The following is a 12,969-nucleotide window of genomic DNA, read 5'->3' as shown; positions in this document are numbered from 1 at the left end:
CCGGGATCACTTCGGCCAGCTGCTCTCGATGCCCTGGAGCACCGGGGCGGTCTGCTTGCCGTTCAGCCAGTCGACCATGCCCTTCCAGAACGTTCCCGCGCCGACGGCTGCCGGCATCAGGTCGGATCCGTCGAAGCGGAAGGTGCCCGTCTTGTCCTGGAGGATCTGGACGGACAGCTTGTCGATCGGGCTGGCCACGTTGGCGATGTCCAGCTTGTTGTTCGCCGTGACCCAGTTACCGAGCTTCGCGCGGCTGTTCACGTACTCGGCGGAGGCGAGGTAGGTCTGCACCGCCTGCACCTCGGGACGGTCGGCGTAGGCGACCACGAACTCGCCGGCGCCCAGCACCGGCTTGCCCTTGGCGGCGTCGATGGCCGGGAAGTAGAAGGCGAACGCGTCGCCGTCCTCGGCCACCTTGGTGCCCTCGGGGAACTGGTTGGCGTAGAACGACGCCTGCCGGTGCATCGCGCACTTGCCGGTGGTCACCGGCAGACCGGCCTCCTGGAAGGCGGTGGTGGTGATGCTCTTGACGCCGCCGAAGCCGCCGTTGACGTACTTCTCGTTCTTGAGGATGCTGCCGGCGCGGTCGACCGCGTCGACGATCTTCGGGTCGTTGAACGGGATGGCGTGGGTGGTCCACTGGTCGTAGACCTCGGGGCCCTGCGTACGCAGGATCACGTCCTCGATCCAGTCGGTCGCCGGCCAGCCGGTCGCGTCACCGGACTCGACGCCGACGCACCACGGCTTCATGCCGCTGGCGGCGATCTTGTCGCTCAGGGCGATGAGCTGGTCCCAGCTGGTCGGAACCTCCCAGCCCTTCTCCTTGAACGTCTTCGGCGAGTACCAGACGAAGGACTTCACGTTGGCGCCGAGCGGCACGCCGTAGAGCGTCCCGTTGACGGTGCCGTACTTCAGCCAGTCGGCCGGCATGTTCTGCTCGGCCAGGGCCTTGGTGTCGGCGCTGAGGGACTTGAGCTTGCCGGCGTCCGCGAAGCGCTTCACGAGGCCCGGCTGGGGCACGAAGGCGATGTCGGGGGCGTTGCCGCCGTCGACCCGTACGGGCAGCTGCGCCTCGAACTCACCGCTGCCCTCGTAGGCGATCTCGATGCCGGTGCAGTCGGTGAACTGCGACCAGGAGCGCTCGAGCAGGTCGGCCTCGGCGTCACGGATGGACGCGTAGATGGAGACCTTCTTGCCGTCGTTGCCCTGGTACTTCTCGTATGGGGCGCACTCCGCGGAGCCCGCCTTGTCGCTCTTCTTGTCGTCGCCGGTCCCGCAAGCGGTGGCGCTGAGCGCCAGCCCGAGTACACCGGCGATCACGAAGGCCTGGCGTGGTCTGGTAAAGACCGCCATGCCGTCCTCCTTCCTAGCCGGCGCGGTCGTGCTCGATGACCAGTCGCCGGTCCGATTGGGCGTGCACACATGTAAGCGCTTGCATCGGGTCCGGTCCACCCCCTGTCAGACACGAGCGAGTAACAATCCGGAAACCTCGGGGCCGCCCGGTGGGCGCGCTCCCGGGCCAGATCTTCGACTCTTCCGAAGATTGACGATATCTGTCAGGCTGATGCCACCTCATCGAAGGTTTTCGACATAGGAGGAGCTGTATGCGCAAGCGGTGGATCAGCCTGCTGGTGACCGGTCTGCTCGTCGGAGGAGTGCTCACACCGGCGAGCCCGGCGCTGGCCGCGCCGACCTTCAAGGTGCCGTTCCCGTGCGGTCAGTCGTGGTCCGGGCAGACCCGGTCGGACCACAGCCCGGCGTACGCCGTCGACTTCAACCGCACCGACGACGTCGGCGACCCGGTGGTCGCCAGCGCCCCCGGCACGGTCGACCGGGTGACCGACCTCGGCAACACGAGCTACGGCAAGTACGTCCGGATCAACCACGGCGGTGGTTACAGCACCTACTACGCGCACCTCAACGGCTTCAACGTCTCCGTCGGGCAGACGGTGGGCTACGGCAAGGTGCTCGGCTGGGTGGGCAGCACCGGCGGGTCAACCGGCCCGCACCTGCACTACGAGCAGCGCCTGAACGGCAGCGACATCCAGGTCAGGTTCAACGGCAACCTCGCGCTGTACTGGGGCACCAAGAGCTACACGAGCAACAACGGCTGCTCCTCGGGCACCGGCAACGCCACTGTCGACACCAGCGGCACCCCGTTGACCGTCCGCTCCGGCCCCGGCACCGGGTACGCCTCGGTGGGCACCGTCGCCGACGGCACCCGGGTGACCATCGCGTGCCAGACCAGCGGCACCAGTGTCACCGGCACCTACGGCACCAGCAAGATCTGGGACCGCATCGGCGCCGGCCGCTTCATCGCCGACGCGTACGTCTACACCGGGTACGACGGCTACATCCCCGGCGTGCCTCGCTGCTGACCGGCGAACGACAGCGTCCCCGGCGGGTGCCGCCCGCCGGGGACCAGCGCGGTCAGGCGTTCAGCCGCCAGATCGAGAAGTTCAACGCGGCCGCGAAGGTGACCCACGCCCAGTACGGCAGCATCAGCGCCGTCGCCACCCGGGACACCCGGGCGAACAGCGCCACGGTCAGGCCGATCGCCAGCCACATCACCACGATCTCGGCGAACGCCAGCCCGTACCGCCCCGCGCCGAAGAACAGCGGTGTCCAGATCGCGTTGAGCACCAGCTGGGCCGTCCAGGCCCAGAGGGCGGGGGAGAAGCCGACTCGGCGCCAGACCAGCCAGCCGGCCAGCGCGATCAGCGCGTAGAGCAGCGTCCAGACCGGGCCGAAGAGCCACGAGGGCGGCGCCCAGCCGGGCTGGCGCAGGTTCGCGTACTCGTCGGTGGTGCCCTGCACCCCCAGCCCGCCGATCGCGGCCGCCACGAAGACGGCCGCCGCGAAGCCGGCGAGGGCCCACCACGAGCGTCGGCCGGTGGCGACGGGAGCGTCCTGAGATGTCTCCATGGTCGAGATGTTTCCGCCGCGGGTCAGGTCAAACCCGTACACGAAAAAGCGCCGGGGCCGCTGCGGCCGGTGCTTCTGTCGGGAGGACGAAGCTCCGGTCGCGGCGACCCCGACGGGTCCCGGTTTTGTTATGCCGTGCGGACGTCAATTGAAGATGCTGACACCACCCGGGCCGACCAACAGCCCGACAACGATGAGGACGATGCCCCACAGGATCTGCCGGCGGAACAGCGCGAGGATGCCGGCGACCACGAGTACGACTGCGAGAATCCAGAGAATCAGCTCCATGACCTCTGACTACCCGACTGGCCGATCGGGGAAACCTGGTCCGTGTCGAGTTGATCGCCGACGTGGAAGACGCTGTACGCCTGCTTGATCACGGGGTGCGCGACGTTGCGCACCCGGACCCCACCGGGCGTGGTGCCGCGCTCGGTACCGGCGTGCGCGTGCCCGTGCAGGGCCAGCGCCGTGGGCGCCGAGTCGATCGCCTGCCCGAGCTGGTACGACCCGAGGAACGGATAGATCTCCAAGGGCTCACCGGCCAGGGTGTCCGGCACCGGTGCGTAGTGGGTGAGCGCGACGAGCATGTCGCAGTCCAGCGAGCGCAGCGCCGCGCCGAGGCGGTCGGCGCTGTCGGTGGTGGTCCGGACGAAGGCCTTCATCTCCGGCTCACCGAAGTCGCTCGCGCAGCGTCCGGCGAACCCGCCGCCGAAGCCCTTGACGCCGGCGATGCCCAGCCGGCCGCCCGCGCAGTCCAGCACGACGCCGTTGCCCTCCAGCACCGTGATGCCCGCGTCCTCGAGCACCTTGACCACCTGTGGCACCTGGTCGCACTGGTGGTCGTGGTTGCCCAGCACGGTCACCACCGGCACGGCCAACCCGCCGAACTCCTGCGCCACGCAGCGCGCCTCGGCCTCGGTGCCGTGCCGGGTCAGGTCCCCGGCCAGCAGCAGCACGTCCGCGCAGTCCGGCAGTTCCTCCAGCGCGGGGCGGAACCGGCCGACCACGTCCTCGTCCAGATGTACGTCGCCCACGGCGGCGATCCGGATCACCATGGAACCTCCCTCAGGGCAGTTGCTCGATCTCCGTGGGCGCCTGGGCGCGGATCACCCCGATGTCGCTGGTGATCGGCACGTCCGGGAAGCGCTCGGACACGCGGCGCAGGATCTCTTCGCGCCGGTGCGGGCTCTCCACCTCGCCGTGGAGCACGAGGGCGCGTTCCCGCCGGACGACGGTGATCCCCTGCTCGGCGACGGAGGGGTCCTCGGCGAGCAGCCGCTGGATCTCCGCTTCGACGTACTCGTCCGGTGGCCCGGCGCCGCTGTCGCGTTGGTGGGTCACGATGTCCCCTCTCCTGGCTGGGTGCCGGCGACCGGCACCACCTCCAGCCGGTCCAGCAGCACGAGGAACGCCTCGGCGTACGGCGAGTGCTGCGTCTCCTTGCGTACCCGTTCCCAGTCGATCTGCTCCCGCAGCGAGCGGGCCAGCGGCAGGCCGCGGGCGAAGTCGCAGTAGTGCTGGGAGAAGCTGAGCAGCTTGTGCACCATCAGCTGGGTGGCGGACAGGACCGGCATCTGGATGGCGTCCACCGGCCGGATGACCGTGTCGGCGAACGTCTCCTCGGTCACCGGCGTCTCGATCGGCCGGTGGATCAGGTCCACCATCCGCCCGTCGTCGAAGACCTTCACCAGCCAGTCCTCCGGTGGACGCTCGGCCACGAAGCCGGCGGCCACCAGGGCCTCGAGGGACCGCTCCACGTCGGCCTCCCGGATCAGGAAGTCGACGTCGTGCTCGCTGGAGTGGCCGCCGTGGGCGTACACGGCGAAGCTGCCGCCCAGGGCGAACGGGATCTCGGACTGCTTGAGCACGGCGGCGACCTTCTTGAGGGTGTACACCAGACTCTCGTCCCCGCGCTCGGCCATCTGGTTCTCCCGTCGGTCGTTGTGGTGGACAGGCGGTTGGATTTCGAACTCCCGTACCCGGCATTCCGGTCGGCCACACCTGCTCGCGTCGCGGTCGGGTGCCAACAGGGCCAGACCATCATGAACCAGACAGAGTGCGTGCGCGGGTCGGATAACCTGTCGAGGGTGGCCAGATCATCGGGGATGCGACGTGGCAAGACCCGGTTGCGCACCGTCGCCCTGATCGGCATCGACGGATCGGGCAAGACCACCCAGGCCCACCGGCTGGCCGACGCGCTGACCGCCGCCGGCCGTCCCGCCACGTACCGCCGCAACGCCAGCGGGCGTCGCTGGCTCGGCCGGATCGCCAACCGACTCGGCCGCCCGGACGCCCAGCGGCTCGTCGGACGGGACGGCATGCTGGCGGTGGAGTCCGTGCTGCGCTGGCTCGCCATCGCCATCGCCCTGATCAGCTGCCTGCTCACCGGCCGGACGGCGGTGATGGACCGCTACTCGGCCTGCCAGTACGCCAGCATCCGCGCGCACGGCGGGCACCGGTGGGAGCGGCTGGCCCGGGCCGGCTACCGGCTCTTCCCGACGCCGCAGGTGACCTTCCTGCTGACCGTCGACCCGGCCGAGGCGTACCGGCGCATCGAGGAGCGTGGCACCGACCACGAGACGATCAGCTGGCTGACCGCCGCGGACACCGCCTACCGGACCCTGCCCGAGTACCCGAGCTTCGTGGTGGTGGACGCGGGACGGCCGGCGGAGGAGGTGACCGAGCAGATCCAGGCCCACCTGGCGACCTGGCTGCCGTCGGATGCCCGACCCGACGCCGCCCGGTCGCCGTCCGACGTGCCCCCGTCGGTGCCGACGTCGTCCGAACCGCCGCCGTCGTCCACCCTGTCGACGCGGGGTGGCCCCGGCCCGTTGGTGGCTCAGGCCCGCCCGTAGACCGGGACGGTGGCGCCGCTGGTCGGAGCGGAGTCCGCGGACGCGAGAAAGCGGATCACCGGCGCGATCTCGGCCGGAGTGACCCAGCGCGCGTGGTCGGCGGTGGGCTGCGCGGCCCGGTTGGCCGGTGTGTCGATGACGCTGGGCAGCACGGTGTTGCAGCGCACGTTGCGGGACCGGTACTCGACCGCGACGGCGTTGGCGAAGGCCAGCACCGCCGCCTTGGCCGTGACGTAACCGGCCGCGCCGGGGAACGGGGCGACCGCGGCCCGGGCCGAGACGCAGACCACCGCGCCACCACCGCCGGCCACCAGGTGCGGCAGCGCGGCCTGGGTGGCCAGGTAGGTGGGCCGCAGGTTGACGGTGAGCATCCGCTCGAACTCCTCGACCGGGGTCTCGTGGACCAGACCGCCGCTGGCGTACCCGCCGACCAGGTTGACCACCGCCCGCAGCGGCGCCCCCGGCTCGCCGGCGGCGACCTCGACGGCCCGTGCCGCGCCGGCCGGGTCGGTCAGGTCCGCGGCGACCCGGACCAGCGCGTCCACCGCCGGCTCCGACCCGGGCGCGGCACCCCTCTGGGGTACGACCACCCGCCAGCCCGCGTCGACGAACGAGGCGACGACCGCTCCGCCGAGCCCGCCGGAACCTCCGGTCACCAACACGCTGCGCTCCGCCATGCGCCACACGCTAGCGTCCACTCCGGTGGCCCGTCGGCCGACCCGTGCTCTGCCAGGAGCAGAGTTGTTGGCGCGATCGGCCGGCGGCGGCGCAGGATCGGCGGATGCGGATCCTCATTCTCGGTGGCACGCGGTTCCTCGGCCGGGCGGTGGCCCGACTCGCCGTCGCGCAGGGGCACGATGTCACCTGCGCCGCCCGGGGCGTGGCCGGCGTCGCGCCGGCCGGGGCGCGGTTCGTGCCGATCGACCGCGACGACCCGGCGGCTCCGGCATCGCTCGCCGGCCACGGCTTCGACGCGGTGGTGGACGTGACCCGCCAGGTCAGCCATGCCCGGCACGCGCTCGCCGCGCTCGCCGACCACGTGGGTCACTGGTCGTTCGTGTCGACAGTCTCGGTGTACGCGGACAACTCCACCCCGGGCCAGCGCGCGTCGGACGCGCCGGTGCTGCCGCCCGCCCCGCCCGACGTGGACGCCCCCGTCGACCCGGACCACCGCTGGTACGGCGAGTGCAAGGTCAGCATCGAGGGGCTGGTCCGGGAACGGATGGGCGAGGACCGGTCGTTCATCTGCCGGGCTGGGCTGATCGTGGGTGCGGAGGATCCGAGCGACCGCTTCCCGTACTGGGTGCGGCGGCTGGCGCGCGGTGGGGAGGTTCTCGCGCCGGGACGGCCGACCGACCGGGTGCAGTACGTGGACGTCGACGACCTGGCCGGCTGGCTGCTGCACGCCGCCGGCACCCGCCTCGTCGGCACCTACGACGGCGTCGGTCCGGCGATGTCCCGTGCGGAGCTGCTGACCGGCGTGGCGTCCGGTCTGGGTGTCGCCGATCCGCACCTCACCTGGGTCGATGAGGATTTCCTGCTGGCCCACGACGTCCGCGAGTGGTCGGGGGAGCGGGCACTGCCGCTCTGGGTGCGACTGCCGGAGTGGGCTGGCCTGATGGACCGGGACGCGCGGCCGGCTCTGGACGCCGGGCTGACGGTCCGTCCGCTGTCCGACACCGTTCGGGCGACCGCGACCTGGATGACAGCGCAGCCGGGCGACGTACGGCAGGGTGGACTCGACCCGGTGGATGAGGCGGTGGTCCTGCGGGAGTGGCAGGCTGTACGGGACAGGTGATCCCCGTCGACGACTCTTTTCCCATCCCTGACAGTCATAGTTGACGCTTACGCTTGGTGAAAGTAAGTTTCATCCGTGGCGAAGAGTCCGAAGATTTCTGCGAGTCACGAGCCCGGTGGGCTGATCGTCCACATCAGCGGGCTGTTGCCGTCGCTGTCGCCCGCCGAGCAGCGCGTCGCCCGGCTGGTCGTGTCCGACCCGGCCGCCGCCGCCCGGCGGACCATCACCGACCTCGCCACCGCGGCGGAGACGTCGGAGGCTACCGTCATCCGGTTCTGCCGGTCGGTGGGCATGGACGGCTATCCGCAACTGCGCATCCGCCTCGCCGCCGAGGCCGCCCGCCGCATCGAACCACCGGACGCCCGGGTGGTCGGCGGCGACATCCCGCCCGGCGCCGACCTCGCCCAGATCATCGCCACCATCGCCTTCAACGACGCCCGCGCCGTCGAGGAGACCGCCGAACAGCTCGACCCCGCCGTCTGCGAGCAGGTCGTCGAGGCGATCAGCGGCGCCGGCCGGATCGACATCTACGGCGCCGGCGCCAGCGGCTTCGTCGCCTCCGACTTCCAGCAGAAGCTGCACCGCATCGGCCGGATCGCCTTCTACTTCCCGGACGTGCACACCGCGCTGACGTCCGCAGCGCTGCTCGGCCGGGGCGACGTCGCGGTCGGCATCTCACACACCGGCACCACCTCGGACGTGATCGAGGTGCTGGAGCAGGCCCGGACGCGGGGCGCGGCCACCGTGGCGCTGACCAACTTCCCCCGCTCGCCGATCACCGAGGTGGCCGACTTCGTGCTGACCACCGCGGCACGGGAGACGACCTACCGCTCCGGCGCGACCGCCAGCCGGTTGGCCCAGCTCACCGTGGTCGACTGCCTCTTCGTCGGCGTGGCCGCCCGCAACCGGTCGCGGGCCCGCAAGGCCCTCGAGGCGACCGCCGAGGCGGTCCAGTCGCACCGGGTGGGCGCCAACCGGAGGCGGGCATGACGGCCGGTGCGATCGAGCCGGACGAGGACCTGCCCGCACCGCCCGCCCGCCCCACGGTCCGGGTCGGAGCCCCCACCGAACGGCGTAACCCGCTCAGCGCCGACCTCGACCTGATGTCGACCCGGGACGTCCTCACCGTGATCAACGACGCCGACCGGCGGGTGCCCGCGGCCGTCGCGGCGGTGCTCGACGAGATCGCCGCCACGGTCGACCTGGCCGTCGACGCGCTGCGCGGCGGCCACCGGGTGCACTACTTCGGCGCCGGCACGTCCGGGCGGCTGGGCGTCCTCGACGCCGCCGAGCTGGCCCCCACCTTCAACTCGCCCCGGCACTGGTTCTGCTCCCACCTCGCCGGTGGCCCGGACGCCATGTGGCGGGCCGTGGAGGACGCCGAGGACGACGACCGGGGCGGCGCGGTCGAGGCGGCCAGTTGTGTACGCGCCGGCGACCTGGTGGTCGGTCTGGCCGCCAGCGGACGCACCCCGTACGTCCTCGGGGCGCTCGCCACGTCCCAGGCCAAGGGCGCCTCGACGGTGCTCCTCTGCGCGAATCCGGAAGCGGAGGCGGCCCGGTCGGTCGACGTGTTCATCGGGGTGGACACCGGACCCGAGGTGGTCACCGGGTCGACCCGGATGAAGGCGGGCACCGCGCAGAAGTTGGTGCTCAACACGTTCTCGACAGCCGTCATGGTGCGCCTGGGTCGGGTCTACTCGAACCTCATGATCGATATGGTGGCGACCAACGCGAAGCTCCGCGGTCGAATGATCTCGATCCTGATGGAGGCGACCGGCTGCTCCGAGGAGGTTTCCCGGCGGGCCCTCGCGGAGGCCGACGGCGACCTGAAGACGGCGCTCGTCTCGCTGGTCTCCGGTGCCGAGGTCGGCGCCGCCCGGGCCGCGCTGGCCCGCTCCGCCGACCAGGTGCGCGGCGCCCTCGCCCTGCTCTCCTCCTAGCTCCCCGCGCGGCGGGAAGCGAACGGGCCCCCGGATTGTTCATCGGGGCGGGGGGTAATAACACCCCCGTGGATGAACCGACCGGTCCACCGGTGCGTATTTCGCAGTGACCAGGATCGCACCACGCTGGTGACCCGGGTCGCTGTGTCCCCGTGGCGGGCGGTGTTGCCATGGTCGTGACCCGTACGTGGTGTGCGCGGCGGCGAGCCACCAGCCGGGGTGCTGACAGCAAACATGGACCGCGCTCTCAGCTACTACTCAGGCATTCGTGACACTTTCGACTCACCACATGGAATCCCCGACACGTCTCATCTGTTGTGTAGGTGTCAGCACCGATGGGCACAACGGAAGTTACCAGGGGCTGACGGACGTGGGGAATGGCAAGGAACCGGGCAACCGGCGCGAGCGAGGGGACCGTGGGCAACGTGGACAAGAACATCGGCATGCGAACCGACGAGGTTGCCGAGGAGCGCGACCTGGTCGGCGTCTACCTGCACGAGATCTCCCGGACGCCACTGCTGGACGCCGCCAAGGAGGTCGATCTCTCCAAGGCGATCGAGGCCGGCCTCTACGCCGAGCACCTGCTCGGTGAGGACGCCGTTCCCGCCGGTGTCGACCGGGACGACCTGGATCGACTGGTCGTCGAGGGCGAGCGGGCGAAGGACCTCTTCATCCGCGCCAACCTGCGACTTGTCGTGTCGATCGCCCGCCGTTACGTGCGCTCGGGCATGCCCATGCTGGATCTGATCCAGGAGGGCAACACCGGCCTCGTCCGGGCGGTCGAGAAGTTCGACTACGAGCGTGGCTACAAGTTCTCCACCTACGCCACCTGGTGGATCCGCCAGGCCATCAGCCGGGCCATCGCCCAGCAGGAGCGCACCGTCCGTCTGCCGGTGCACCTGGTGGAGGACGTCAACCGGATGCGCAATGTGACCCGGCAGCTCACCCGTGAGCTGGGCAGCGACCCGGAGCCGGAGCAGATCGCCGCGTCGCTCGGCGTCACCGTCGAGCGGGTCAACGAGCTGCGCCGCTGGTCGCAGGACACCGTCTCGCTGGACACCCCGGTCGGCGACGACGGCGACACCAACCTCGGCGACCTGGTCGCCGACAGCGACGCACCGTCGCCGGAGGACATCGTCCTCAGCGGTCTGGAGCGGCAGCGCATCGAAGGGCTGCTCAACCACCTCGACGACAGGTCGGCCGGCATCATGCGCGCCCGCTACGGGCTGGAGGACGGTCGCGAGCACTCGTTGACCGAGGTCGCGTCCCGGTTCTCGCTGTCCCGCGAGCGGATCCGGCAGTTGGAGATCCAGGCCCTCGGCCGGCTCCGCGAGCTGGCCCGGGCAGAGGGCTTGCAGGCCGCCTGACCTGGTAGTAATGACGGCGAACGGCCGGCGTCCGATAGGGGGACGCCGGCCGTTCGCCGTCTTCGCTAGCGGACCCGCCCGTAGCCCTGGATCGGCATCATGTTCATGCCGCGCTTGAGTACGTTGCGACCCGCGCTCGGCGCGTCGATCACCTGGCCGTCGCCCACGTAGAGGGCGACGTGACCGAGCCCGTTGTAGAAGATCAGGTCGCCCGGGCGCAGGTCACCCCGGCCGATGTGGGCGACCGCGCTCCACTGCATCCGGGTGTTGTGCGGCAGTGACTTCCCGGCCGCCCGCCAGGCTGCCGAGGTCAGCCCGGAACAGTCGTAGCCGTTCGGTCCGTCGGCCGCCCAGACGTACGGCTTGCCCAACGCGCCGAAGGCGTAGCGCACCGCGACGCCGGCGCTACCGGCGACCGACGGCACGTTCCCGGCCTCCGCCGCCGCGGCCCTGGGTTCGGGTCGCTCGGTGGCGGCGCCGTACGCCTGACGGCGCAGCTCGTACAGCTTCGCCAGGTCCTCCTCGATGCGCTTCTTGCCGGCCGCGAGCTGGCGGGCCTGTGCGGCCTGCCGGGTCAGCGTGGCGTCGAGGCGGGCCTTCTCGTCGAGCAGCCGTCGCTGGTTGGCGGTGAAGCCGGAGATGCGCTCCTGGCGCTGACGCGTCAGCTGGTCGAGGGCGCCGAGACGGTCCAGCAGCGCGGCCGACCCGCCGGGACGCAGCAGCGCGTCCGCGGTCCGCAGGCCGCCACTCTTGTACGCGGTGGTCGCCAACTCGGCGACGTCGGCCCGGCTCTGCTCGGCCTGCTGTTCCAGTGGGCCGATGCGGGCCTGTAATCGGGCCACCGAGGCCTCGTTGGCCTTGATGTCCTCGCGGAGCTTGTTGTACGCCTCGACGACCCGCTCGAGTTCGCCCGAGGACGCCTCGATCTTGCGGGTCAGGTCGGCGGGGGACGGCTCGGCGTGGGCCACCACCGGTGGGGCGACGAGCGCGGCCGACATCCCGGCCAACGCGACGACGCGCAGCAGGTTTCTCAGGGATGACAAGAGCGGAAAGCCCCTCTCCCTCGGCCGCCGTCGGGCTGCTGACGCCCTCGGCGGCACCGGCCGGGGCCATCCGGGTGGACGGCGCTGGGCCGGGCCGGCTCGCCCAACCTAACCCGGGACGGCTGTCACGCGCAGTTGAAGCAGGGGTCAATGTTGGCGGAGTGACCTGTCGGGCGGGTGTGTCCGGTGGCCCGATTGTTGTTCTTGGCGCCTCCGCGCGCGGGGGGATTCCGGCCTCTTCGCGTCGACTGACGGATATACGACGTTCGTCGTTCCCGGCATATGCCGCCGGATAACTGGGCTGCATAACCGATAAAAGCTGAAATGGATGCGGTTTCCGGGCGATGTCGTGCGGACGGGTGGCCTGTCGGGAGCCGGCAAATGCCCTGGTGAGGTGGCACTGCCACAACACAATGGGAGCCGGAGTCGGGATTCCCGTCGACACCCGGCGATGCCGTGACCGACGGGCGACCGACGAACCGCCCCACGGGAGGAACCGTGAATCGTGAAGGCGCAAAGACGCGACCCCCGCGAACGGTGCCCGGTGCCCGGTCGACCCTGCTGTACGCCCGACCCGGCATCATCGTCACCGTCGACCGGTTCACCGTCGGCCGGACCAGCTACCGGATCGCCGACCTGACCCACCTGCGCACCACCCGAGGCCCGCACGACCGGATCGCCGTCCGCGCCGTCGTCGTCACCGCCACCATGCTCGGCGGCGTGGGACTGCTGCTCGGCTTCACCGGCGGCCTGCAACGGCTGACCGCCGGGGCGTACCTCATCCTCGGGGCGGTGTTCCTGCTGCCGGCGGCCCTCGCCCTGGTCGGCGACCGGTGGCGGCCACCGCCGTACGAGTTGTGGGGGTGGCACCGGGGCGTCGAGGTGCTGCTGTTCAGTGCCGACGACGAGCGGCAGTTCGGCCAGGTCACCCGGGCGCTGCTGCGCGCCCGCGAGGTCAACCGGTACGGCGGCTGGGTCGACCCGCTCGCCGAGGCCGACCCGTGGCGGCCCAGCCGATGACCATCGCCGGACGGCGAC

General features: G+C 71.0%; 15 protein-coding genes. 7 read left to right on the top strand and 8 right to left on the bottom strand.

Going from position 1 to position 12,969, the window contains the following annotated elements; genetic code table 11:
* Positions 1–6: 6 nt before the first annotated feature.
* Positions 7–1,353: an ABC transporter substrate-binding protein gene (locus tag ABZS77_RS14860; protein ID WP_354822652.1), complete on the bottom strand. Its 1,347-nt coding sequence runs from the start codon at positions 1,351–1,353 to the stop codon at positions 7–9.
* Between the two features lie 251 nt (positions 1,354–1,604).
* Between ABZS77_RS14860 and ABZS77_RS14855 the strand changes: the two genes are divergently transcribed.
* Positions 1,605–2,378: a peptidoglycan DD-metalloendopeptidase family protein gene (locus tag ABZS77_RS14855; RefSeq protein WP_354822650.1), complete on the top strand. Its 774-nt coding sequence runs from the start codon at positions 1,605–1,607 to the stop codon at positions 2,376–2,378.
* Between the two features lie 52 nt (positions 2,379–2,430).
* Here the strand turns inward: ABZS77_RS14855 and ABZS77_RS14850 are convergent, their stop codons facing one another.
* From ABZS77_RS14850 to ABZS77_RS14830, 5 genes are all read right to left on the bottom strand, one after another.
* Positions 2,431–2,925: a TspO/MBR family protein gene (locus ABZS77_RS14850; RefSeq protein WP_354822648.1), complete on the bottom strand. Its 495-nt coding sequence runs from the start codon at positions 2,923–2,925 to the stop codon at positions 2,431–2,433.
* Positions 2,926–3,069: 144 nt separating this feature from the next.
* Positions 3,070–3,213 (bottom strand): GPGG-motif small membrane protein, encoded by a 144-nt coding sequence (locus ABZS77_RS14845; protein WP_007464364.1) that lies wholly within the window; start codon positions 3,211–3,213, stop codon positions 3,070–3,072.
* Positions 3,204–3,980: a metallophosphoesterase gene (locus ABZS77_RS14840; protein WP_354822647.1), complete on the bottom strand. Its 777-nt coding sequence runs from the start codon at positions 3,978–3,980 to the stop codon at positions 3,204–3,206. Before ABZS77_RS14840 ends, ABZS77_RS14845 begins: the two co-directional genes overlap by 10 nt.
* Positions 3,981–3,990: 10 nt before the next feature.
* Positions 3,991–4,266, bottom strand: a complete 276-nt coding sequence (locus ABZS77_RS14835) for a hypothetical protein (RefSeq protein WP_354822645.1) — start codon at positions 4,264–4,266, stop codon at positions 3,991–3,993.
* A complete protein-coding gene (locus tag ABZS77_RS14830) occupies positions 4,263–4,889 on the bottom strand; it encodes a nucleotidyltransferase (RefSeq protein ID WP_354822772.1) in 627 nt (208 codons plus the stop codon). Before ABZS77_RS14830 ends, ABZS77_RS14835 begins: the two co-directional genes overlap by 4 nt.
* A 141-nt stretch (positions 4,890–5,030) precedes the next feature.
* On the opposite strand from ABZS77_RS14830, the gene ABZS77_RS14825 reads away from it, so the two are divergent.
* Positions 5,031–5,780: a dTMP kinase gene (locus tag ABZS77_RS14825; RefSeq protein WP_354822770.1), complete on the top strand. Its 750-nt coding sequence runs from the start codon at positions 5,031–5,033 to the stop codon at positions 5,778–5,780.
* Here the strand turns inward: ABZS77_RS14825 and ABZS77_RS14820 are convergent.
* Positions 5,765–6,457: an SDR family NAD(P)-dependent oxidoreductase gene (locus ABZS77_RS14820; RefSeq protein ID WP_354822644.1), complete on the bottom strand. Its 693-nt coding sequence runs from the start codon at positions 6,455–6,457 to the stop codon at positions 5,765–5,767. The two genes, ABZS77_RS14825 and ABZS77_RS14820, sit on opposite strands and share 16 nt — an antisense overlap.
* Positions 6,458–6,561: 104 nt before the next feature.
* Here ABZS77_RS14820 and ABZS77_RS14815 point away from each other — a divergent pair, with 104 nt between their 5' ends.
* From ABZS77_RS14815 to ABZS77_RS14800, 4 genes are all read left to right on the top strand, one after another.
* Complete coding sequence (locus ABZS77_RS14815) at positions 6,562–7,578, top strand: NAD-dependent epimerase/dehydratase family protein (RefSeq protein WP_354822642.1); 1,017 nt, start codon at positions 6,562–6,564, stop codon at positions 7,576–7,578.
* A gap of 75 nt (positions 7,579–7,653) precedes the next feature.
* The gene (locus ABZS77_RS14810) at positions 7,654–8,568 is read left to right on the top strand and encodes a MurR/RpiR family transcriptional regulator (protein ID WP_354822640.1); all 915 of its coding nucleotides are present in this window, start codon (positions 7,654–7,656) and stop codon (positions 8,566–8,568) included.
* Positions 8,565–9,521 (top strand): N-acetylmuramic acid 6-phosphate etherase, encoded by a 957-nt coding sequence (murQ, locus tag ABZS77_RS14805; RefSeq protein WP_354822638.1) that lies wholly within the window; start codon positions 8,565–8,567, stop codon positions 9,519–9,521. Before ABZS77_RS14810 ends, murQ begins: the two co-directional genes overlap by 4 nt.
* Positions 9,522–9,898: 377 nt before the next feature.
* Entirely contained in the window at positions 9,899–10,888 is a 990-nt protein-coding gene (locus ABZS77_RS14800) for a sigma-70 family RNA polymerase sigma factor (RefSeq protein ID WP_151490607.1), read from the top strand.
* A 65-nt stretch (positions 10,889–10,953) separates the two neighbouring features.
* Here ABZS77_RS14800 and ABZS77_RS14795 read toward each other — a convergent pair whose 3' ends face one another.
* Positions 10,954–11,931, bottom strand: coding sequence for an NlpC/P60 family protein (locus ABZS77_RS14795; protein ID WP_354822636.1), 978 nt, complete (start codon positions 11,929–11,931; stop codon positions 10,954–10,956).
* A gap of 498 nt (positions 11,932–12,429) precedes the next feature.
* On the opposite strand from ABZS77_RS14795, the gene ABZS77_RS14790 reads away from it, so the two are divergent.
* On the top strand, positions 12,430–12,951 hold the full coding sequence (locus ABZS77_RS14790) for a DUF6232 family protein (RefSeq protein WP_354822634.1): 522 nt from the start codon (positions 12,430–12,432) through the stop codon (positions 12,949–12,951).
* Positions 12,952–12,969 lie beyond the last annotated feature (18 nt).

Origin of the sequence: Micromonospora sp. NPDC005298, assembly GCF_040607375.1 — a bacterium.
Lineage (GTDB): Bacteria > Actinomycetota > Actinomycetes > Mycobacteriales > Micromonosporaceae > Micromonospora.
Note: the sequence above shows the minus strand (reverse complement) of the source record. Positions and strands in the feature narration are given on the sequence as shown.

Bases quoted from the DNA above. Each gene is read 5' to 3' on its own strand.
- ABZS77_RS14820 (WP_354822644.1), bottom strand. From the start codon at position 6,457: ATGGCGGAGCGCAGCGTGTTGGTGACCGGAGGTTCCGGCGGGCTCGGC.
- ABZS77_RS14825 (WP_354822770.1), top strand. From the start codon at position 5,031: ATGCGACGTGGCAAGACCCGGTTGCGCACCGTCGCCCTGATCGGCATC.
- ABZS77_RS14855 (WP_354822650.1), top strand. From the start codon at position 1,605: ATGCGCAAGCGGTGGATCAGCCTGCTGGTGACCGGTCTGCTCGTCGGA.
- ABZS77_RS14860 (WP_354822652.1), bottom strand. From the start codon at position 1,353: ATGGCGGTCTTTACCAGACCACGCCAGGCCTTCGTGATCGCCGGTGTA.
- ABZS77_RS14840 (WP_354822647.1), bottom strand. From the start codon at position 3,980: ATGGTGATCCGGATCGCCGCCGTGGGCGACGTACATCTGGACGAGGAC.
- murQ (WP_354822638.1), top strand. From the start codon at position 8,565: ATGACGGCCGGTGCGATCGAGCCGGACGAGGACCTGCCCGCACCGCCC.
- ABZS77_RS14800 (WP_151490607.1), top strand. From the start codon at position 9,899: ATGGCAAGGAACCGGGCAACCGGCGCGAGCGAGGGGACCGTGGGCAAC.
- ABZS77_RS14845 (WP_007464364.1), bottom strand. From the start codon at position 3,213: ATGGAGCTGATTCTCTGGATTCTCGCAGTCGTACTCGTGGTCGCCGGC.
- ABZS77_RS14850 (WP_354822648.1), bottom strand. From the start codon at position 2,925: ATGGAGACATCTCAGGACGCTCCCGTCGCCACCGGCCGACGCTCGTGG.
- ABZS77_RS14815 (WP_354822642.1), top strand. From the start codon at position 6,562: ATGCGGATCCTCATTCTCGGTGGCACGCGGTTCCTCGGCCGGGCGGTG.